22 protein-coding genes are annotated in these 22,852 nt (G+C 30.4%); 7 read left to right on the top strand and 15 right to left on the bottom strand.

Annotated features, from left to right (window positions below):
* Nucleotides 1-27: 27 nt before the first annotated feature.
* The 5 genes from C8C83_RS12850 (at nucleotide 28) to C8C83_RS12830 (ending at nucleotide 3,413) form a co-directional block, all read left to right on the top strand.
* On the top strand, nucleotides 28-993 hold the full coding sequence (locus C8C83_RS12850) for a KpsF/GutQ family sugar-phosphate isomerase (protein ID WP_165877237.1): 966 nt from the start codon (nucleotides 28-30) through the stop codon (nucleotides 991-993).
* Entirely contained in the window at nucleotides 993-1,808 is an 816-nt protein-coding gene (gene tatC, locus C8C83_RS12845) for a twin-arginine translocase subunit TatC (protein WP_099709468.1), read from the top strand. The genes C8C83_RS12850 and tatC overlap by 1 nt, the downstream gene beginning before the upstream one ends.
* Nucleotides 1,801-2,154, top strand: coding sequence for a carboxymuconolactone decarboxylase family protein (locus C8C83_RS12840; RefSeq protein ID WP_007803834.1), 354 nt, complete (start codon nucleotides 1,801-1,803; stop codon nucleotides 2,152-2,154). The genes tatC and C8C83_RS12840 overlap by 8 nt, the downstream gene beginning before the upstream one ends.
* Before the next feature lie 223 nt (nucleotides 2,155-2,377).
* Nucleotides 2,378-3,118, top strand: a complete 741-nt coding sequence (gene lptB, locus C8C83_RS12835) for an LPS export ABC transporter ATP-binding protein (protein WP_053470913.1) — start codon at nucleotides 2,378-2,380, stop codon at nucleotides 3,116-3,118.
* A gap of 73 nt (nucleotides 3,119-3,191) precedes the next feature.
* Nucleotides 3,192-3,413 carry a DUF5808 domain-containing protein gene (locus C8C83_RS12830; protein WP_121328908.1) on the top strand — a complete coding sequence of 74 codons (222 nt, stop codon included), beginning with the start codon at nucleotides 3,192-3,194 and terminating at the stop codon, nucleotides 3,411-3,413.
* Between the two features lie 140 nt (nucleotides 3,414-3,553).
* On the opposite strand, the gene C8C83_RS12825 is transcribed toward C8C83_RS12830, so the two are convergent.
* A complete protein-coding gene (locus C8C83_RS12825) occupies nucleotides 3,554-4,414 on the bottom strand; it encodes a glycoside hydrolase family 25 protein (protein WP_121328907.1) in 861 nt (286 codons plus the stop codon).
* 10 nt (nucleotides 4,415-4,424) lie between these two features.
* Nucleotides 4,425-5,135: a CDP-alcohol phosphatidyltransferase family protein gene (locus C8C83_RS12820; protein WP_121328906.1), complete on the bottom strand. Its 711-nt coding sequence runs from the start codon at nucleotides 5,133-5,135 to the stop codon at nucleotides 4,425-4,427.
* Between the two features lie 334 nt (nucleotides 5,136-5,469).
* Here C8C83_RS12820 and C8C83_RS12815 point away from each other — a divergent pair, with 334 nt between their 5' ends.
* Nucleotides 5,470-6,453 carry a PorV/PorQ family protein gene (locus C8C83_RS12815; protein WP_121328905.1) on the top strand — a complete coding sequence of 328 codons (984 nt, stop codon included), beginning with the start codon at nucleotides 5,470-5,472 and terminating at the stop codon, nucleotides 6,451-6,453.
* Between the two features lie 37 nt (nucleotides 6,454-6,490).
* Nucleotides 6,491-7,627 (top strand): DUF4105 domain-containing protein, encoded by a 1,137-nt coding sequence (locus tag C8C83_RS12810; RefSeq protein ID WP_121328904.1) that lies wholly within the window; start codon nucleotides 6,491-6,493, stop codon nucleotides 7,625-7,627.
* Between the two features lies 1 nt (nucleotide 7,628).
* Here the strand turns inward: C8C83_RS12810 and C8C83_RS12805 are convergent, their stop codons facing one another.
* The 13 genes from C8C83_RS12805 to C8C83_RS12745 all read right to left on the bottom strand — a co-directional run bounded on the left by C8C83_RS12805 (nucleotide 7,629) and on the right by C8C83_RS12745 (nucleotide 22,850).
* Nucleotides 7,629-9,023, bottom strand: coding sequence for a sugar transferase (locus tag C8C83_RS12805; RefSeq protein ID WP_121328903.1), 1,395 nt, complete (start codon nucleotides 9,021-9,023; stop codon nucleotides 7,629-7,631).
* Between the two features lie 57 nt (nucleotides 9,024-9,080).
* On the bottom strand, nucleotides 9,081-10,430 hold the full coding sequence (locus C8C83_RS12800) for an O-antigen ligase family protein (protein WP_121328902.1): 1,350 nt from the start codon (nucleotides 10,428-10,430) through the stop codon (nucleotides 9,081-9,083).
* Between the two features lie 3 nt (nucleotides 10,431-10,433).
* Nucleotides 10,434-11,504 carry a glycosyltransferase gene (locus tag C8C83_RS12795; RefSeq protein WP_121328901.1) on the bottom strand — a complete coding sequence of 357 codons (1,071 nt, stop codon included), beginning with the start codon at nucleotides 11,502-11,504 and terminating at the stop codon, nucleotides 10,434-10,436.
* Entirely contained in the window at nucleotides 11,501-12,370 is an 870-nt protein-coding gene (locus C8C83_RS12790) for a class I SAM-dependent methyltransferase (RefSeq protein ID WP_121328900.1), read from the bottom strand. Before C8C83_RS12790 ends, C8C83_RS12795 begins: the two co-directional genes overlap by 4 nt.
* Entirely contained in the window at nucleotides 12,367-13,485 is a 1,119-nt protein-coding gene (locus C8C83_RS12785) for a glycosyltransferase (RefSeq protein ID WP_132011767.1), read from the bottom strand. The genes C8C83_RS12790 and C8C83_RS12785 overlap by 4 nt, the downstream gene beginning before the upstream one ends.
* Nucleotide 13,486: 1 nt before the next feature.
* Nucleotides 13,487-14,470: a glycosyltransferase family 1 protein gene (locus C8C83_RS12780; protein WP_132011766.1), complete on the bottom strand. Its 984-nt coding sequence runs from the start codon at nucleotides 14,468-14,470 to the stop codon at nucleotides 13,487-13,489.
* On the bottom strand, nucleotides 14,467-15,468 hold the full coding sequence (locus tag C8C83_RS12775; protein ID WP_121328897.1) for a glycosyltransferase: 1,002 nt from the start codon (nucleotides 15,466-15,468) through the stop codon (nucleotides 14,467-14,469). Before C8C83_RS12775 ends, C8C83_RS12780 begins: the two co-directional genes overlap by 4 nt.
* Entirely contained in the window at nucleotides 15,465-17,003 is a 1,539-nt protein-coding gene (locus C8C83_RS12770; protein ID WP_121328896.1) for a glycosyltransferase family A protein, read from the bottom strand. Before C8C83_RS12770 ends, C8C83_RS12775 begins: the two co-directional genes overlap by 4 nt.
* 5 nt (nucleotides 17,004-17,008) lie before the next feature.
* On the bottom strand, nucleotides 17,009-18,163 hold the full coding sequence (locus C8C83_RS12765) for a glycosyltransferase family 4 protein (protein WP_121328895.1): 1,155 nt from the start codon (nucleotides 18,161-18,163) through the stop codon (nucleotides 17,009-17,011).
* Nucleotides 18,164-18,991 carry a hypothetical protein gene (locus tag C8C83_RS12760; RefSeq protein WP_347812788.1) on the bottom strand — a complete coding sequence of 276 codons (828 nt, stop codon included), beginning with the start codon at nucleotides 18,989-18,991 and terminating at the stop codon, nucleotides 18,164-18,166.
* An 81-nt stretch (nucleotides 18,992-19,072) separates the two neighbouring features.
* The gene (locus tag C8C83_RS12755; protein WP_121328893.1) at nucleotides 19,073-19,954 is read right to left on the bottom strand and encodes a hypothetical protein; all 882 of its coding nucleotides are present in this window, start codon (nucleotides 19,952-19,954) and stop codon (nucleotides 19,073-19,075) included.
* Complete coding sequence (locus tag C8C83_RS12750; protein WP_121328892.1) at nucleotides 19,954-21,387, bottom strand: MBOAT family O-acyltransferase; 1,434 nt, start codon at nucleotides 21,385-21,387, stop codon at nucleotides 19,954-19,956. The genes C8C83_RS12755 and C8C83_RS12750 overlap by 1 nt, the downstream gene beginning before the upstream one ends.
* 68 nt (nucleotides 21,388-21,455) lie before the next feature.
* Nucleotides 21,456-22,850 (bottom strand): UDP-glycosyltransferase, encoded by a 1,395-nt coding sequence (locus C8C83_RS12745; RefSeq protein WP_121328891.1) that lies wholly within the window; start codon nucleotides 22,848-22,850, stop codon nucleotides 21,456-21,458.
* Nucleotides 22,851-22,852 lie beyond the last annotated feature (2 nt).

The raw sequence follows: 22,852 nt of genomic DNA, 5'->3' as shown, positions 1-22,852 counted from the left end.
ATACATACAAATTTTAAATATTCTGTTTTGATCACAAAAGAAAATATATTGGCTATCGCCAAAAAAACCATACTCTCTGAAAGTGAAGCAATTACAAAGTTAATTGATTTTTTGGACGAAAATTTTTACGAAGCAACACAACGTATTTACGAAACCAAAGGCCGATTGATCGTTACAGGCATTGGAAAAAGCGCGATTATTGCTCAAAAAATGGTTGCTACTTTTAATTCAACAGGAACACCTTCTATGTTTCTACATGCTTCAGAAGCAATTCACGGAGATTTGGGAATGATTCAAAAAGAAGATATTATTATTTGTATTTCAAAAAGCGGTAATAGTCCTGAAATAAAAGTTTTAGTACCTTTATTAAAACGTTTTGGAAATATTTTAATTGCGATTACCGGAAATATCACTTCGGCTTTAGCCAAAGGTTCTGATTATGTTTTGAACACAACAGTTGATATGGAAGCTTGCCCAATAAATTTAGCACCAACAAACAGTACTACGGCACAACTTGTAATGGGTGACGCTCTTGCAGTTTGTTTAATGGAAATGCGAGATTTTAAACCTGAAGATTTTGCCGTTTATCATCCTGGCGGGGCTTTAGGAAAAAAACTATTGCTTCGTGTAAAAGATATGATCGAACATTCATTAAAACCTCAAGTTTCTCCGGAAACTTCGGTTAAAAAGGTAATTTTTGAAATCTCAGAAAAAAGATTAGGCGTAACAGCCGTTATTGAAAATGATAAAATTATCGGAATTATTACTGACGGAGACATCCGAAGAATGCTAAATGACGTAGATACTATTGCAGATTTAACCGCAAAAGATATTATGTCGAAAAACCCTAAATTTGTTTCTTCAGAAACTATGGCGGTTGACGCCTTAAATATTTTAGAAGATTTTTCAATAACACAACTGATTGTCTCAGACAACGGCGAGTACAAAGGAGTATTACATTTACATGACATTTTAAAAGAAGGAATCGTATAATGGCAAAAAAAAACCTTGGCGAGATGTCATTTTTAGACCATCTTGAAGAATTAAGATGGTTACTAGTTAGGAGTACAATAGCAATTTGCATCATGGGATTTTTCACTTATTTCGTAAGTGATTATCTGTTTGATCAAATTATTTTAGGACCAATAAGACCCTCATTTTTTACTTATCGATGGTTTTGTGATTTATCACATCAATTAGGATTTGCTGATAGTATTTGTATTACTGAGCTGAATTTTATTATTCAGAATACAGAAATGGAAGGTCAGGTAAACATATTCGTTTGGATGTGTCTTTTAGCCGGATTCATCTTAAGTTTCCCTTATATTTTATGGGAAATCTGGAAATTTATCAGCCCGGCATTATATGAGAAAGAGCGTAAAAATGCGAAAGTATTTATCTTCGTTTCCTCTTTACTTTTCTTCTTGGGAGTATTGTTTGGTTATTATGTTGTAATTCCAATGTCGGTAAATTTCGTTGCCACTTTCTCTGTAAGTGATGTGGTAAAAAATCAATTTACACTTGATTCTTATATGGGAATGGTAAAAACAAGTATTCTTGGAAGTGCTGTGTTTTTTGAATTACCAATTGCAATTTATTTCTTAACTAAATTAGGATTAGTAACACCCACTTTCTTAAGAAAATATTGGAAATATGCCGTAGTAATTATCTTGGTTATCGCTGCAATTGTAACTCCTCCAGATGTAGTAAGTCAAACTATTGTTGCAATACCAATGTTACTTATCTACGAAGTGAGTATTCTGATTTCGAAGGTTGTTTATAGAAATAAAATGAAAGAAAATGTCTGATATCATACAAGAATTTAACGACTATCGTTCTAAAATGAACGAAAAATTATTAGCTGACAATAACAAAATTGTTAAGCGAATTTTTAATCTTGACACCAATGCTTATGCTCCCGGAGCTCTTGATGTAAAGACAAAAGAACTTTTAGGATTAGTAGCTTCGGCGGTTTTACGTTGTGATGATTGTGTAAAATATCACTTAGAAACCAGCCATAAAGAAGGAGTTACAAAAGAAGAAATGATGGAAGCAATGGGAATCGCAACTTTGGTTGGAGGAACAATTGTAATTCCGCATTTAAGAAGAGCTTACGAATTTTGGGAAGCTTTGGAAGAAGAAGCTGCTAATTAGAAAATGTGCCAATTTGATAATTAGATAATTTTTCGAAATGTTCATAATTATTTAATTCTAAAGTACAAATTCTAACTTTTGAAAACGCAATAATTTGTTAATTGATTTATCGTATTGATTATTTTACATTTATTTTGCCTTTCGAATCAAATTATAAAATTGAACATGAGTTAGTTTTTCCAATTATCTCATTTTCTAATTATCTAATTATCTAATTAAAAAAATGAAGCTAAGAGCCGATAATTTAATCAAAACCTATAAAGGTCGTAGCGTTGTAAAAGGAATTTCTGTTGAGGTAAATCAAGGAGAAATCGTGGGACTTTTGGGTCCAAATGGTGCTGGAAAAACAACTTCATTCTACATGATTGTTGGATTGGTAAAACCTAATTCAGGAAATATTTATCTTGATGATTTGAATATTACTGATTATCCGATGTACAAACGTGCACAACAAGGAATTGGTTACTTAGCACAAGAAGCTTCTGTTTTTAGAAAATTAAGCATTGAAGACAATATTCTAAGTGTTTTGCAATTGACTAAGCTTTCAAAAGAAGAACAAATTGCTAAAATGGAAAGTTTAATCGAAGAATTTAGTTTAGAACATATTCGTACCAATCGTGGAGATTTACTTTCGGGAGGTGAACGTCGTCGTACTGAAATTGCACGTGCTTTAGCAACTGATCCAAAGTTTATTTTATTAGATGAACCTTTTGCGGGAGTTGACCCTGTTGCAGTTGAGGATATTCAAAGAATTGTAGCACAGCTAAAAAACAAAAATATCGGAATTCTAATTACCGATCACAACGTTCAGGAAACTTTAGCGATTACCGATAAAACATACTTAATGTTTGAAGGAGGAATCCTGAAAGCCGGAGTTCCGGAAGAATTAGTTGAAGATGAAATGGTTCGCCGTGTTTATCTTGGACAAAACTTCGAATTGCGTAAGAAAAAATTAGAATTCTAAAAAAGTATTCAGTCGCAGTTTTCAGTCGCAGTGAAATACTAAAAACTGTGATTGCAACTGAAAACTAAAAAATATGATTCCACAAAAACCTAATCAGGAAGATTATAATAACTGGCACAAAGATCCTAATAATTGGCATTTAGGAATGTTTTATTATAATAAGGATGACAAAAGAATGTTTGTTCCAAAAAGAATGAAATGGGCAGGATTTACCGTAAACTTCGGAAATACAAAAGCAATTTTAATCACTATCGCTTTCCTTTTCTTCATTTACACTTTGACGCAACTTAAATAAAAAATTTTCAGTCACACTATTCAGTCGCAGTTTGCAGTCTCAATGAAAACTGAATACTGTGACTGAATACTGTGACTGAATACTGTAAACCTTACCCAGTCTCAGTGAAAACTGAATACTGCGACTGAATACTGTATACCTTACTCAACGGTTATAAATTGCAATTGCTCTAAATCTCCGTTGTATATATTCACATCTACTCTGTGTTTAATTCCCGGCAAAGAAGCTTTCTCTGTAAATTGCCAAAAAAGCCAATCCGGTTCGATTTTTTCTCTGTAAAAATTATAGTTGGCAATCCAGAATAAATATTCTCCAAATTCTTCTTTCAAAAAATCATCATAATAACGTTCTCCTGTGTAAATAATTGGACGTACCTGATAATGTGCTTCAACTTTATTTAACCAACGTTTTAATCCTTTTTTCAAGCTATCTAAAGGCTGATTCTTTGGCAATTTTTCAATATCTAAAACAGGCGGTAAATCACCTTTTTTCAATTTTACAGTTTTAATAAAAAGATTTGCCTGCTCGATAGAATTTTCATTCGGACGATAATAATGATAAGCACCTCGCATAATTTTATGCTCTTTTGCTCCTTCCCAATTTTTCTTAAACTGCCTGTCAACTTTGTCGTTTCCGGCTGTTGCTCGAACAAAAACAAATTTTACAGGATATTTTTCGTCTAAAACCTCAACTTCATCCCATTCAACGGTTCCTTGAAATTCTGAAACATCAATACCTACTACTTTTCCTTTGTGATTCTCGAGAACCCGAATATTTCGAACATCCGAAAGGTGTTTATCAACCTCATCTTCGCCTAAAACTTTGCTTGATTTAAAACCAAGATAATACTTCAATCCATCACGATAATGATAGATTGATGCAAAGAAAAGTAATACTAAAAAACAATAAATAATAAAGCGAAGTCCTGTTGCTAAAAATGACCTTTGAGGCTTAGCTTTTCTGGAATAAGAAGTTCTACGTGTGGTCGTTTTTCTTGCCATTCAAATAAAACTACTTTTTCAAAAACAAATTATTCACCACTGACAATAACACATAAAAAATGATGATCAAAGGAATTGCAATATACTGAAGTGTCACTACCAATAGTAATGAAATCAATAAAAATACAATTTGAAGTACATTGTCTTTTACCGTAAACTTTTTGATTTTTAATGCAAATAATGGAATTTCAGCATTCAAAATATAAGCGCTGCATAATGTGATTACAAGTAAAACCCATTGATTCGTCAATATTTCCAAAACCATTAAAGAATCTGAAAATTTTAAAACTAAAGGCAGACTTAAAATAAAAAGTGAATTCGCCGGAGTTGGTAAACCAATAAACGAATCAGTTTGACGTGTATCAATATTAAAATTTGCCAATCTATAGCAAGATCCCAGCGTTACAATAAATCCTAAAAACGGAATCGCTGGATTTGTTCCCAATTCATGAGCACTGTTTACAAACAAGCTATACATAACATAACCTGGCGCTACACCACTGGTTACCATATCTGCTAATGAATCAAGCTGTAATCCAAGTGGACTTGAAACTTTGAACAATCTGGCAAAAAAACCATCAAAAAAATCAAAAAAGATTCCTAAACAAACCATATAAAAAGCCATTTCATAATTGGCTTCCGAAATAAAAACGACTGCTATGCAGCCACAAAAAAGGTTTATTAATGTGATTAAATTAGGAATGTGTTTTTTAATATTCATGATTTATGGTTTTAATTTCAAACGACAAATTTCGCATAAAATAAATAACATTGTTACTATTAGTAATAAAAAATGTTACTTGGTAATAAAAATTGTTACTAAATTTTGAATGCAATCTCTTCTTTGGTAAAAAGCTTATCAAGCAAAATGATTCTTTAGCATTATTTATCAAAAGGAATAATTTTCCTGCGTAAAATATTATATTTTTGGTAAAAATTAAAACAGACTTCGGTTTGCAAAAAAAGATCCGTTGAAGAAAATCCTTGCGTTTTTATTATTTAGTTGCTGCACAGTACAATATGGGCAAACAGTTCGGAAATATTCGAATGAATTTATGAATATTGGTGTTGATGCTGCAGCATTGGCAATGTCAAGTGCCGTAGTTGCTTCTACAGACGATGTAAACTCTGTTTACTGGAATCCCGCAGGTTTGACTAATCTCGAAGATCATCAAATATCTTTGATGCACGCTAATTATTTTGCAAATATCGCTCAATACGATTATATAGGTTATGCAAGTCCTATTGATGACAGAAGTGCCTGGGGAATTTCGATGATTCGTTTTGGTGTTGACGATATTATGGACACTACACAATTAATCGATAATCAGGGAAACATCGATTATAACCGAATTAGTTTGTTCTCTACGGCTGATTATGGTTTTACTTTTTCATATGCCAGAAAACTTCCGGTAGAAGGATTTCAATATGGCGTTAATGCAAAAGTGATCAGACGAATTATCGGAAAATTTGCTAATTCCTGGGGTTTTGGTTTCGATGTTGGATTACAGTTTGAACGAAATGACTGGAAATTTGGCTTGATGCTTCGCGATATTACAACGACTTACAATGTCTGGAATATTGATGAGAAAGAATATGCAAAAATTGCCAACGCTATTCCGGGTGAAAACAATGAATTACCGGAAAGTACTGAAATAACTTTGCCAAAAGCGCAATTAGGAGTTTCAAAAAGATTTGATTTCCACAATGATTACAGTCTATTAGTTGCCTCAAATTTGAATATGCGTTTTGAGCGAACTAATGATATAATTTCGACCAAAGCAGTAAGTATCGATCCTGCACTTGGTTTTGAATTTGGCTATACCGATCTTGTTTTTTTGAGAGCCGGAGCAGGAAATTTTCAAAATGTTACACAATTGGACAATACCGAAAAAGTAAATTTCCAACCCAATATTGGTCTGGGTTTTAAGTACAAAGGCATTCAGGTTGATTATGCGCTGACTGATTTGGGTAATCAAAGTACAGCTTTGTACTCAAATATTTTCTCATTAAAGGTAGATTTAGGTATCTTTAGATAATATTTACTAATCATTAAACTTCTTAAAATTTTAAATTATGAAAAATGTCATTTTCAAAAAAACACTTTTTATTCTACTATTATTACTAAGTTTTATTGGTTTTAGCCAAAATATACCTTTATCAAAAGATGCAAAAATTAGCGTTATTACTTGCGGATTAGGCAACGAAACCTATTCTTATTTTGGTCATACTGCTATTCGTGTTGCAGATCCTGTAAACAATATTGACCTTGTTTACAATTATGGAGCTTTTGACTTTTCGACTCCAAATTTTGTAATGAAGTTTGCCAAAGGTGATTTACAATATTTTGTAGTTGTTCATCCATTTCCAGATTTCATTAATGAATATACGAATGAAAAAAGAAGTGTTTTTGAGCAAGAATTAATTATTCCGCAGGATTTAAAACAAAACCTTTTCGATAATTTAAACACTACATTACTTTCCGAAGATCGTTATTATACTTATAAATTTATTGATAAAAACTGTACTTCAATGGTCGTTGATATTATCAATAAAACTTTAGGCGGAACAGTAATTACGAAAAAAGGAGAAACTGATATTACTTATCGTTCTATTTTGTTTCCTTACTTTGATGGACATTTTTATGATCAATTAGGAACAAGTCTAATTTTTGGAACTAAAGTAGACCAATTAGGAACCAAAATATTTTTGCCATTTGATTTGAAAAACAGTTTAGAAAAAACGAATTTTCAGAATCATCCTTTGGTAAACAAAACCAAAACATTCCTAAGTTTTGAAAAAGAAACACCAAGTTCATGGTGGAATAACATTTATACTTATCTGGTTATTCTTGCTTTTATCGTCTTAGCGCATAACAAAGTAGTAGACAAAATCTATCTTTTGATTTTATCTTTTGTGGGAATATTTTTTGTTGTTATGGGATTTTATTCTTTTCACCTGGAATTGGCGATGAATTATAATGTACTTTTATTCAGCCCTCTTTTATTGATTTTACTTCTTTTTTCAGTACTAAAAAACAAAAGATGGACTTATAGATTTGCCGTTTTACATTTGATGTTTCTGGCACTTTACATTATTTTATTGGTGAACAAAGCGCACTTCTTTATTACTTTACCAATGATAATTACAAGCGGATTTGTTTTAACAAGAGTTGCAATTCGAAATAAAAAACGTATTCCGATTATTATCTAAATTATTGTCCTCTATAAAATAAAACAGTTGTAATTGTTTTAAAAGTGATACTCAAATCCAGAAAGATACTTCGGTGTTTGATGTAGTATAAATCGTACTGAAGCTTTATTAAACTCTCATCGATAGATTCTCCATAAGAATAGTTTACTTGCGCCCAACCGGTTAATCCAGGTTTTATAACATGTCTTGTTTCATAAAAAGGCATTATTTGAGCAATTTCGTCAACAAAAAATGGTCTTTCGGGTCTTGGGCCAATAACCGCCATATCGCCTTTTAGAATATTGATAAATTGCGGTAATTCATCAATTCTTGACTTACGCATAAATTTTCCAAATGGAGTTATGCGTTTATCATTTGAAGTTGCAAAAACAATCCCGCCAGCTTCTGAATTTTCGACCATTGTTCTAAACTTATAGATTTCAAAAACAATTCCGTTTTTCCCTACTCGCTCTTGCGTATAAAACAAACTTCCTTTATTGCCAATCAGATTTCCAATAAAAATTAACGGTATAAAAACGGCACAAATTAACAAACCAATAGAAGATAAAGAAAACTCAAAAAGCCTAACTACTGATAGATATAGCTTATTATTATTGCTTCGGCTAAAAGGGAAAAAGCGATAGAAATCTCTGGCAATATAATGAACCGGAATACGCTGTGTTTTACTTTCATAAACCTGTGTGTATTCTCTAATTATATTCCCTGATTCTAATAAATGTAATAATTGTTGGTATAAATCGGCGGTAATTCCATCGGTTTTTTGAGAGGCAATGACAATCTCTGAAACATTATTTTTGCTTACAAAAGATTCTAAATCGCTCTTTTTGATTTCTTTTACGTAATGAAAGTTTAGATTTTCTTCGGAAATTGAATCTGAATTTACAAATCCAATAATTTTATAATGCGGATCTACGTTTTCGAGTCCTAAAACTAATCCCTCAACCTGATCCTGATCACAAATTAAAACTACATTTTGTGAAAAACGATGTGATGCCAAAAAAATAGCATAAAAAAAACGCCATAATAATAAGACTATCAGTATCGAAAAATAAAAAATCAATACTATTAAACGCTGCTTAGGAAGTTCAGGAGATAAAATAGGCGTAAATAAATAAACCAATGCTGCTGTTGTTATGGCTAGAACAACACTTCGCAGAATTTGAAATTGATTGCTGGCAACTTGCAAATTATACATTTCAAAGATGGTCCCAAAAATATTGATATAACAAATAAGTAAAACTGGTCGAAAGTAGTTACCACTCTCTAAAACAAAATAATGGTAATCAAATATTAAGCTTAGCAAGTACAAAACTGACAACACAAAAAAAGAATCACAAATACGGAGTAAAACTTTTCTTTCGGAAATTTCGAAGTGCATTTTTTTATTGGAAAGCATTTATTCTTTTTGTTTAGGGGCGTTAAACTGAAGCAAATATATTATAAAAAAGAAAACTTAATCGACCGAATTTTCTGCTTTTTCAGGAATTTTAATCTGAACTGAAAGAAGAGTCAAACCATAGACAAAAGCAGGCGCCGCAATTCGCATTGCAGCATGATTTATGGTCAATAGCCAAAAAACATAGAATGAAAAAAAGTACAGGTGTTGTTTATTATTAATATATAAGACAACTGGTGTTATAAAAAGTATTAAAAGTCCAAAAATGCCAAATAAACCATGCTCACTTAACATTCTCGTTATTTCATTATGTGATGCAATCTCTTCTCCTAACTCTTCAATTCTTTTGTATTTACTTAATCCTGCACCTACTCCTAAAATAGGGTTATCCAAAAAAAGTTTGATTTCGGCATCCATAATTCCCTCTCTACCTCCCAAACGATCCTTTTTTACTCTTCCTAATTGATCTTGATTTGCATATCGCTTATTAATTAAGCCACTAGTTTGAAACGAGCTATAAGTCCAAATTCCTATACCCATTAAACCAGTTAAGATAAAGACCCAAGTAAACTTAACTTTCCCTTTATCATTTGAGAAATAATACAGTAAAAATAAAAGGAAAACAACCATGACTACAGCGGTAATAACACCTCCTCGGGAAAAAGTTACAACACCTCTATAACTAATAAACAATAATAAACTTCCGTTTATAAACATCTCAAATTTTGACTTTGAGAATAAAATTAATTGTGTAAAAAAAATAAAAATTCCTAATCCTAAAATTGTAGAAACTTGATTTGGTCCAAATCCTCCAGAGGTTTCAAAATTAGACTGTGTTCCAGTAACGACATCTTTAACGCTAGGATTGTACAGGAACAAATAAATTGTTGTGGTAACAATTGGCAATCCTATTATACTCAAAATACGCTGTAAATCAGAAAACAAAATTCTCCTTTTAAACATATATAAAGCACTAAACACTAAACAAACGGGACCAGATAAATTAAAAACCAAGGCCTTTCTGATATCAAAATTAAAATCTAAGTTATTCGTTGTAACTAAAATAGCCGGAATTAATAAAAGCAGTAGCAATAAATAAATAATCCCGTTTCTTGAAAAGTTACTATACACCATTCCTAAAAACATAAAGAAAATGACATTAAACTTTACATATTCATTATTAAAATTACCGCCCGTCATACGCAGAAAAACCTCGACACCAACTAAATAAGCAGCAACAAATAACACTTCATTATTTTTATTCTTAGTTCGAAATACTAATAACAAGCCAACTAATGGTATTATTAAGGCATAAATTTTAGACAAAAAAGGTACGGCAAAAACTGCAAGACCAATTACGGCATGAATTATAAGAAGGTAAACATATGATAATTTGAAACTTTTCATTATTTATTCTTTATAGGCTAAAATTAGCTTTTTAATTACCATTTCTTCTGAATAATTCTCTAACACGGATTGTTTAAAATTTATTCCTAACTTCTTTCTAAGATTATTATTATCTACTAATTTCATCAATTGAGACTCTATTTCATTTTCAGAATATGGATCAAATAATAAACCTGTCGTTCCTTCTTCTATTAAAGAGGAACAATATCCAACATTCGTACAAACTACTGCTAATTCAGCTAACCCATATTCAAGTAAGGTCACTGGAAATCCTTCTTCTGTTGATGCTAAAATCCCAATGGAAGCTTGTGACAAAATGTTTTTCACATCGCTTCTTTCCCCATAAATATGGATGTGTTCCTCTAAAGAATTAGATTTCATAACCTTCTTTAATTCATCAGAATAAGAATCAAAATAATCTTTTCCAATCAGATGTAAACTCCAGTCTAATTCATGCAATTTTAAATTTAAAAAAGCTTTTAGAATAGAAATATGATTTTTAGGTTTTTTTAAATTTGCCAAAAAGACTATACGTTTTCCTTCTGTTCCTTTTAGTATAGTTGTTCGCTGTACTTCATTTCTATCTAATGTGAAATTAGGAATAAATAGTATTCTTTTACAAAGCATATTTTTTTCACTCCATTCCTTCAATTGAAGATTAACGACAAAAATAGAGTAAAAAAAGAATGACATAAAAATTAATACTCTATTCTCTTTCTTAGATTCTTTTGAACGACTTCCGTAATGATCATGCCAAATAATTTTAATTTTTGGAAAGGTCAATTTTACTAAAACAGCAATAAAGAAAGAGGAACTGTGAGCATGAATAAAGTCAACTTTATTTTGTCTTATATATTTTCTTAAACGAAAAATAGCTTTAATATCAATTTTATTCTTTTTATTTAAAAACAAATAAGCTACGTTTTTATCAATCTGATTTAAGAGAGGTCCTTCTTTTCGAGTTGAAATTATACCCGAAAATTCAATTTTTTCAGATAACACGTTAGCGTAATTCACAGCCATTCGCTCAGCTCCTCCAATCTCTAAAGAATCAATAATTTGTACAATCCTCATTTATCCTTCTTTTTCAAAAGTATATTTATACTTCCAGCCATCAATTCCTGTTCGCTAAAACTACTGAAATCTTCATGGATTTTTAGTTTTCGGAATTTTTTATAACTATCAGAATCTGTATTAATTTCATCATGTTCAAAATATAGTATTTCAAAATCCTTGCTTAAAATCTTTAGGTATTGCGGCAATCTAAGTCTGTTGTGATAATCAAATTTTGTCTGAATCTGATTCCATTCCTCTTCACTATATTTTAAAAAATCTTGCAATGAAAGCGAAGAATCCGAGTACGCTCGGTGATCACTTGGCGAAATTAAATGTAAAACTAATCCTCCCGGTTTCAAATTTGAATACAGAAAATCATGGATTTCGAATAAATCTTTTGGTGTTACATGCTCTAAGACAAATCGAGACAAAACCAAATCAATATCCTTAAGATCTCCATGGCAAATGTTTGTCTTTGGAAAATAAGAAACTCCTTTGAGTAAATTATATTTTCCTTTTTTCTCAAATACAATATCATGATTACTGACAGAAAAAGAATTTAACTGCTCTATTTCTTTATTATTAAAATGTTCATTGATATCATAAGTGTCAACTTTTTTTGCTTTTCCCTCAATTATCAATTGATATGGAAAAATTGGAACCCAGCCAGAGCCCAATTCTGCAATTTTTTTATCTAAAAGATTTATATTGTTTTTGCTTAAAATCTCCACTACTTTTTCATAAGTATTTTTCGTTGATTTCACCTTAGAATCAAAGGATTGATTCCCTCCAATATTTTGCAAAAGATGATAAATACTATATCCTAATCTATTTGGTAAAACAGATAACCCTTTAAAAATTTTTGTTTTGGTAGTATGCTTCATTCTCTTAGTAATTTTTTTATTTCTTCTTCAAAAACATTTAAAGTATATTTTTGCGACCATTCTGACGCTTGTATTCTTTTATTATCAAAAACCATTTCGTTATTTAAAATGGTTTCTAATTGCTGAATATCTTGTTCTAAATCCATCTCGAGTAAAACTCCTCTCTCTCCATAATCCAGCATAAACGGAACACAGGAAACTGAAGTCGCAATTGGAACACATCCATAAAACATTCCTTCTGCAACAGCTTTTGGCCAACCTTCACTTTTTGATGGCAAAATAACGAAATGACTTCTTTGGTAAGCTAGTTTTACTGTTTCTTTATTCTGATTTCCATTAAGAAAAACATTATCATGCAGATCATTTTCTTTAATATAATTTTCTAAAGAAGCTCGTTCAATTCCTTCTCCATAAAAATTTAAAATAGCTTTTTTTCCATTTTTAACTAATTGTTCAACCAGTTTTAAAGCATACATTGGATTTTTTCCTTCAACTAAACTTCCAACAAAAACGAATTCTATTGTTGAATCAAAATTCAATTTCTGAATACTTATTTTTTCAATATCTGAGTAAGTTGCGGTAAAAAAAGGTTTAATATTTTTTGATTGGTTTTTCCAATCGCCATAAACCAAAACCTGCATATTTTTCGTCAAAAATGTATTTCCCAAAATGTATTTCTGCAATTTATAAGTCCAAGGCTGTTTACTTGCCGGATCCCAATTACCAGCATATTTAGCTGTTTTTGTTTTTTTGGGGAATAAAATCTGAACAAAACATCCAATCAATCCTGTATTTCCTGGACAGCGCAAATGAATGTGATCTGCGTTTTTCATTGCCCAAAAGACTGTCCAAAAAATTCTTGGCAGTTTATAAAGTGATATCAGATTATTTTTTAAACTGGTAAAACTAAATTCTGATACATCTCTAAAATCTATTTTATCGTGTTTATAATCTAAGTCAATTTCTGTTGGACTTCCTTTTGACGAAGGTGCTACAATAATTACTTCATCAACATATTTAAGCCAGATATTCATCTCACGTATATAGGGTGCATAACCAAAGTATTGATTTCCTACTTTATAGTGAATTACATGCGTAATTATTGCGAACTTCATTTTATATTTTTTCTAATAATCTTGTAATAACTTTTTCCGGAGCCAGGTATTTATCAAAATATTCCCTGCTTTCACGTTCTAATTTCCTTCTTAAATCAACATTTGTTGTTAATTTATTAATAGCTTCTTTTATATCATTGCTATTATTGACATAAAGTACATGTTTATTATCCAACAAATCTGCTGGTAATATATTGTAATGAGGTGTTGTGATTATGGCCTTTCCTAAAGCTAAAAATTCGGCCAATTTCCAACCGTGACATGAAAGTACGGCGGGTGTATTAAAGACGAAGGCAGATTTTTTTATTTTTTTAAGATATACTGCTAAAGAAATACGTTCCGAGTAAACTAAAGCATCCAATCCTAAATTATTCCCATCTTTTCTAGCCGCAAATCCGCCTTCAAAAGAAACATTTGTATTGTCTTTACACGATTCTATAAACAATGCTCGGTTTTTATTCGTTTCTGGTTCTTGTTTCCAAATGCTATTCATAAAAAAAACGTAATTACCTGAAGACAAATCGTTTTTATACTTTTTTAAAGCAAATCTCTTATATTGTCTCCAATAATTGGCCATAAATTCACGTTTATGTGAAATGGAATCTCGAAACCTGATAAAATTTAAAATTAAGTGATAAACTGTTTCTAATAAATTCCAAATCTGAATACCAAAACTTGGACCAATGGCAATAATTTTAGCCTTGTCTGATGTTTCTAAATTTTCGATATTGTAATTTGCTTTACCATAAACTGAACACCATTCCAGAGCCTTTTTATCAATTTGTGATGAATCTTTCGAATCTATTATTAAATTTTGAACTCCTCCATTATCTTCTTCAATTATAAAAGCAAAAGTTCCCTGAGCAAAATCAGGAAACTTTGAAACACTAAATTGAATGTTTTCAAATATTTCGTTTAAACCTTTAATATAATATCCGTCATAAAAAACATCACAAAGGCCGTAAATATAAACTTTAGGTTTCATTTCGTAAATTTTGGTTTATTAAACAATAAACTCCACCAGCCAACAGTTCTACCTATTGCTTCTGTAAACGCTTCTTTTTTGTTTGGTTCGGTTATTACATTACTCCATCTAATGATGGTTAGTAATACTGTAATGGCATTCCATTTAAAACGATCATTAAAACCGGGGTTTGAATTTTTAACTCTCCAAACATACCAGCCGTTTCTTACTACCATTATGCCATATTTGTATTTATTTGGTCGCCCGGATTCAGCATGAAAATGCGATAAATTTGCTTTTGTATTAATTACATTTTTACCATACTGTAAGGCTCTTACACTAAAATCTGCATCTTCGTATAAACCATAACCTTCAAAAAATCTTGAAAAATTAATCTTGTCAAAAACACTTTTCCTAAAAGACATCGACATTCCTATCAGTAAATCTACTTCATAAGTTTTCCCCGTCAATGGAAATCCGCATGTTTTACCATGTGAATACTCCGGCATTTTTCCGGGACCTAAATTAGAAGCGAGCCCGAAATAATTTCTAATCACATTTCGTAAACCTTCTTTATAAGCATATCCTTCAAACAAATAATATTTTTTAGGATTATAAAAAACATTCTCTATCTGAGGTTTCCATTTGTATTCATTTATCGCCACGCCGCCAACACCAATAACATCAGGATTTGTATGGAATGTTTGAAGTATTTCCGAAAAATAATCTTCTTCTAAAACGGTATCATCATCTAGAAAACAAACAATTTCTGAATCACTGGCAACCTTAGAAACTCCGAAATTCCTTTGTTTTGTCAATCCTCTATTTTCATCAGAAACTAAAAAATAATTTATATTCTTAAAATGGAATTGATTTAAAGCATTTTTTGTTCTGTCATCTGTAGAGCCGTCAACAATTAAAATTTCATCGGGATAAAGACTTTGATTTTGAACAGATTGCAACAATGCAGTTAATGAATCCGGTCTTAGATAAGTACAAACGATTAAGGAGAATTTCATATCTTATTTTTTAATTCATTGGCCCAATATAAACTCTGAGCCCATTGTTTTTGAAAATTACTCCAATATTTAATTGGATTTTTAATCGTTTGAACTTTATAAAATTTAAAAAACAATGTTGATTTATATCCTTTAATCTGTTCTGGGGTTTTATGCAATAAATTGAACAGCATTATTGTAGGTGATGGTTTTGGCTGAACAACATCATTTTGCCAGGCTAAAACCGGCTTAGTTCTAAATCCTCCTGTTGGTGCGCTTAAATGTAAAATTTCGGGATTAGGAAAATACAAAATATCAACTCCTGAATTTCTGATTTGCATTCCAAAATCACTGTCTTCTCCATAACCAAACTCAAAACCCATTCTAAATGAAACTTTATCAAGTAAACTACTTGTAATAAAACTATTTCCAGAACCAAAAAAATCTGCTTGGTTTACAAGATTAATTTTTCTTTCTTCATTAATCTTTGGATAAAAGTTACTTGCAACCTCAGAACCATATTTTATACAATTTTCAAGAGTTTTTTCTATTAAATTTATTTCAAATCTATTGTCATCATCATTAAGAAAAACCCATTCGCTCTCGACTTCAGCCAAAGCTACATTTCTTGCATTACAAGCTCCAGCCTGATGTGTAAAAATATGTTTTATTGCAAATGGCCAATTATCATCTGCAATATAATCAAGTTCTGATGTGCTTTCAGGATTTGGATTTTGTTCAACTACAATTACTTTTTTTGGTAAATGCGTTTGTTTTGACAAATCTTTTAATACATCGTACAAGTACTTTTTTCTTCCAATGGTCGGAATTATTACATCTATAGTACCTTTCTCTACTATTTTTTTTGAAGATTGAACTTTAATACTATCCAATAAATCATTATTAAGTACTCTTCTACGGTAAAATAAACTATTAATAAAGGGCAAAAGGGCAATTTTTTTCTCATATAAGAACAAATTGAGCAACAATAAAAACCCCCAACTTACTTTATAATGTTGTTTTACAAATCGGAATAAGATATATAAGCTTTGTTTATCCTTTCCTTTTTTATCTGAAAAATCATTTAAAAATGCTGGCTCTGAATAACATAAAAGACCAAGAGGCATTGCCAACTTTGCTAGTGAATTCAAAAAATAATCAAAGTTATCAGACTCTTTAATTTTATCTTTGAAAGACAATAAAATTGATGCGTGAGCACCTCCCACGGAACTGCTCATTTGCCAGGTTGGATAACGTACTTCTTTTTTGATTTTCATAAAAGGAGATCCATCAACATAACCAATTGCTTCAGGTAGAAATGTACTTTCAGAAACATTATAAGATGCTATTATTTTATTATGATGAAAAATTTCCTGGAGTTTTGAAAGATTTAAATTTGTCTTTAAATCAACATGACACCAGATAATTAATTGATCCGAATATAAACTGGCTATTTTAAATAAAGCTTTAGTTATATTTAATTTTTCGAAGTCAATACGCTTTTCATCATATTGAATTTCAACAACTTTATTATTTTGATGATAAACAATTACCATTTTTTCTATTTATTTTGATTAATTGTTTTCTGATAAAATTCTATATTTCTTTTGGCAATTTTATTGCTGTCAAAATTGTCTTCGACTCTGGTTCTGGCTTGTTTACCCATTTGCAAACAAAACAAATCATCTTTCAACAATTGAATAATTTTTTCAGCATATAAATCATGATTTTCAGGATGAACCAAAAAACCGCTTTCTTCGTTTATAATCAACTCTTTTGACCAGCCAATATCACTATTTACGATCGCTTTTTGCAACGCCATTGCTTCAATTGTAACCATTCCAAAGGTTTCTGCAAAGCTTGGAAAAACACAGACATTTGCTCTTTTTATATAGTTCTGGACTTCGCTATAAGAAATACTTCCTAAATAACTAACGTTTTTCAAATCATCATTTTTGAATTGATTTTGCATTAATTTCCAAGTTGAATTTGAGTTTGTTTTTATATCGTAAGAATCACCACCAATCAGGATCAATCTTGCGTGAGGTAAAACATCTCTAACTTTATTAAAGATTTCCGGTAATTCCAAAACTCCTTTTTTTCTAATTAAAGTTCCAATATATAAAATTGATTCTTTTTCAAATATTTCAGGATTATTATTCTGGAAACATCCCAATTCAATACCGTTGTAAATAGTTGTAATTGCCTTATTTTTTATTTTAAAAAGCTCCTTCGATACTTCTCCGGCAAATTTTGTTGGAGCAATAAAGTCCTTCGCCCCTTTGACCGCTAATTTCTCAAACCAAAAATTTTTAGCTTTTTGTTTTCGTTTTTCTAAATGACAAAAATAAGCGTCACTTCCGTGAAAACGCATTACAATTGGAACTTTAAAATTCATAAAAGCCGAAATCCCTGTCCAATCTATTACTTCTAAAAGTTCTATATGTTCTTGTTTAATTACAGAGTTACAATATTGCTGAATATATTTTCTATGAAAAAACCATCCAAAAAATTTGAATTTTTTATTTTTTATCAGATGAATTTCAAGTCCATTTTCGATCAATACTTCCTGCGTTTTTTGCCCATACACAAATACAGTAACTTTTATTCCTTCTTTTGTTAAAGCTTCAGCCAAATTTTTAATACTTGTACCAATACCGGCTGCATGAGCAACTTTCTCATGAGGAAATTCTGGTGTTAAAAATGATATATGCATTTATTTATTAAAAAAATCTTTTAGAATTATGGCTGTAAACTTTTTTGCTCCTTCATCATTCATATGCCCACAATCAGAAAAATATTTATCTTCGATTACAACATTTTCATAGTTATGAATTTCCGGATATATCTTCTTTACTTTTTTAAAATAATCAAATCCTTTAACGTTTTCACACATTGGCGTCATTACAGCGATCAGATTAATTTTATTTGCCTTGCAAATTTGCTTTATTTCTTCGTAGTATTGATTTCTTGAAGGATCGGTTTTAGATAAATTCTCTTCTAAACTTGTTTGACTTTTTTCTAAAGCATGATATCCTCCATAATCCAGCTCTTTGCTTTTTTTATTAATAGTACAAAAAAACATTTCCCTAAAACCTATTTTAGTTTCGTATTTTAAGTACCTATAAAATGGAATATAATAATTTGCATTAAAATCAGGTAAAAGCCTGAAATGTGTTTTTATTGCTGAAGAAGATTTTAAATAAGGATAAAACTTTAAAATTGTAGCTTCAGAATTATTTCTTGATCTTAGGGTTACATCAACATCAATAATTAAATTTTTTATTTTATTCTTCTTTTCCAATAGCAGCTTTAAAACTAAATCAGACTCAAATAACTTAGAACCTTGCATACCAAAATTAAAAGTTACCAACCCTCGATCTTCAAACATTTGTGTCACAAAATGATTATTGGCTCTGGATGAACCTAATATCACAACATCATAATCTTTGGGAGTGGAATTGAATACATATCCTATTTTCCCTCTATTTTTTGAAACAGAAAAAGAATTTGAATAAATCAAATCTAAAACTACTGCAATCACAAGAGTCAATATCAATATTTTGAGCACAAAAAATAAAAAATTTTTCATCATTAAAAATTATAGAATACTTAAAATGCTATGTTATTTCTGAAAAAAATCTTTTAGAATTTTGGCTGTAAAAATTTTTGAACCTTCATCAGTCATATGACCACAAGAAGAAAAATATTTATTTTCGATTACTACATTTTCATAATTATGAATTTCCGGATATGCTTTTTTTACTTTGTCAAAATAATTCATCCCAACAACATTTTCGCACATTGGCGTCATTACTGCGATAAAATTAATGTTATTGGCCTTGCAAATATTTTTAATCTCTTCATAATATTTATTATGAGGAAGTAGTTTTAGATTTACAATATTATTTTTCATATTGCCATTTTTGTGCTTTTCTAACGGATGATATCCAAGATTATCCAACTGATTTGTCTTTTTATGGATCGCCGCAAATAATGTTTCTCTAAATCCTATTTTGGTACCGTATTTAATATATCTGTAAAAAGGAATGTAATACAATTCCTTAAAGTTATCTTCTTTTGAAAAATGCTCTTTTATAGTTTCAGAGTTATGGATGTAAGGGAGAAACAAAGCTGAGATTCCTTCTGCTTCATCTTCGTTTGATAAATTTAAATCGGCTTCTAAAATGACATTTTTTATAACATATTTTCTTTCGATCATAAGTTTTAAAAGCAACGATGCTTCAAATAGATGTCCGCCACTCATTCCATAATTAAAAGACTTCAATCCTTTATCTTCAAACATTTGCGCAACAAAATGATTATTAGCTCGAGAAGATCCTAAAAAAACAACATCAAATTTTTTAGGTTTTGAATTATATACATCTTCAATTTTTCCTCTGTTTTTTGTTTGTAAAAAAACAGCAGTATAAATTCCGTCTAAAACAACTGCAACTAAAATCGTTACTACAAAAATTTTAGTAATATAAATTAAAAAACGTTTCATTAAAATTGAAAATATATAAATTCCTTATAATCCGAAAATGTTCCAAAAGCCATAATTGCAAGTATTGCCAGTGCAATTTTTAATGTACTCTTATTACCTGAAAGTGGTTCTGTTTTGGTGCGACTATTCCATTCAACCAAAACAAATAATCCTATCATTGCCAACAACTCATAACTGTAACGTTCATTGTCTAAATATTGAAAACCAAAATCTCTATTGGTGACAATTCTTTTTAAATATAAAACAGCATCGGTAATTGTTTTTGCTCTAAAAAATACCCAGGCAATACAAGTAATTAAAAAAGTAGAAAGAATACTCAACATCACTTTTACCGAATCAAAATTCCAAGAAATTCTTACATCATCAATATTGTTTCTGTTACTATTGGACAACAATAATGGCAAAAAGTAGATTGCATTTATGAAACCCCAAGCGAGGTAAGTCCAGTTTGCTCCGTGCCAAAAACCACTCACAACAAAAATAATAAAGGTATTTCTGATTTTCATCCAAAGTCCACCTTTGCTTCCTCCAAGTGGAATATAAAGGTAATCCCTAAACCAGGAAGAAAGCGAAATATGCCAACGACGCCAAAACTCTGCAATATCTCTTGAGAAATAAGGGTAATTGAAGTTTCTAAGTAAATCTAAACCAAAGAGTTTTGAAACTCCAAGTGCGATATCTGAATATCCTGAAAAATCTCCATAAATCTGAAAGGCAAAATAAATTGCACCCAAAATTAGAGAGAACGAATTCATACCTGTATAATGATCAAAAATAGCATTGGCATAAGTAGCACAAGTATCTGCAATAACAACTTTTTTGACTAATCCCCAAATAATCTGACATACGCCATCTTTAGCCATCTGAAGATCAAATTCTCTTTTTATTTTTACCTGAGGCAGTAAATGTGTAGCTCTTTCTATTGGTCCTGCAACTAATAACGGAAAGTAACTTACAAATAATGAATAATCTACAAAATTGTATTCGGCTTTTATTCGTTTATAATAAATATCGATAACATATGATAATCCATGAAAAGTATAAAATGAAATTCCAACCGGAAGAATTACATTAAGCAAAATTGGACTCGCTTTAAAACCAACATTATTTAATAGTTCTGCAAATGATGAAGCGAAAAAATTGTAGTATTTAAAAACTCCCAGAAATCCTAAATTAGTCAAAATGCTAAGCCAAAACCAAAATTTTCTATTTCGTTCTGTTTTTCCTTTTTCAATTTGAATTCCTGTATAGTAATCCAAGAAAGTAGAAAAAACCAACAGAAATAAAAATCTCCAATCCCAGCAAGAATAAAAATAATAGCTGGCAACAATTAATAAAGCATTTTGAGTGCTTTTTGTTTTATTAAAAACGAACCAATACAAGAAAAAAACGATTGGTAAAAAAATGGCAAAAGCCAGAGAGTTAAAAAACATATGGTAAAATCAATATTAGATAATAATGGTGCATTTACTTGCTATCTTAATGAGATTGGACTCAAAATTTATGCAATTATTTTTTTCATAGCTTCAAATATACGTTGAGAAGCAAGTTGTGGCGGATGCTGATTAATTTTTTCAAACCATTTCTTAGTATTTATAAGAATTTCTCCTTCTTGTTTTAATACTTTTTCTATTGCATCTGAAATTGAATCCGGGTCGTCCATAAAGAAAACCGGATCTTTATCAGGCATCGATCTAAAATGTACATATCTATAACATTTAAAAATGTCCCAAGTTTTATCTAATTGTACTTTTTGATTGTAACGAAAATAACCACATGGTTTTTCATGAGAAACGAAATCAAAAACCATTGAAGATCCTAGATTTAAAACCATTTCGCAATGTTCTGCTAAATTAGATAACAGATAATCATCTTCTTTTGTTGGTAAAATCGTATTCCAGGAAGATGAAAATGGCTTCCATAAAGGATCAATTGCTTTGAGTATATCCGGGTATTTTTGTAGAACCTCATCATAACGTCCCGAAAAATCTACCGGACATCTTCGAAAAATTATTCCTAAATTGAATCCTTTATCATTCATTTTCTGAATTGCAAGTGCGGCGTCTTCCAAGTATTTAGGATCATCAGGACTTGTGGTAACATCATCTCCGGAAAAGCAAATGTATTTTTTTGTTAGATCAAGCTCATTTTGCTGGAAAAAGTCTTCTCTGGAAAGTAACCTTTTTTTATCAAAATGAATTTCAAATTGAGGTGTGCCCGTAACAAAAATATTTTCTTCTTTGATATATGGATAATAAAATAACAATTCTTCTTTCATATAATCACTCCATACAAAATAATAATCGGTTTCTATTACCATCATCGCTTTAGGTAAATTATCCCATGAATAGATAAATGCAGCGGTTGGAATTCCCAGATCTTTTGCTGCTAATATTGGCGCAATTGCAGTTAAAGGACGTTGATTAGTACAAAAAACCATTGCCGGATTCTCTTTTTGCAAGGTTTTTATACTTTGATCATAATAAAGTGTTTTCCTTTCTAATCGGGATATTTTTCTCCTTATTTTAATAAGTCCACTATCTGTAGAATAAGCAAAGGTTAAAAAGCGTATTGCGACACTTTTTAGAGTTTTCTTTATCCCTTTATATGGCAAAGGAAATCGATAAGAATCATAAACCTTATCGTTCGTTTTTTTTATATTTAAATTGAGCTCAATTTCTTTCCTTGAATTTTTATAAACTTCCGTTAATATATTACTTTTTGAACTTTCAATTTTGATTTCTTTAAAAGACAGTTCTGTCAAATTAAAAGGCGTATTGTTCCAAAAAGTAACTTCAAAATTTTCATTTTGACCTACATTATAAAAATTAGAATAAGCAAAATTACGTAGACCAATTCCGTCAGGAAGAAATATGAGTATTTTTTTATTTTGCATTT

Source organism: Flavobacterium sp. 90 (assembly GCF_004339525.1).
Classification (GTDB): domain Bacteria; phylum Bacteroidota; class Bacteroidia; order Flavobacteriales; family Flavobacteriaceae; genus Flavobacterium.
The sequence above is the reverse complement of the archived record's forward strand: the minus strand, read 5'-3'. Positions and strand labels throughout refer to the sequence as shown.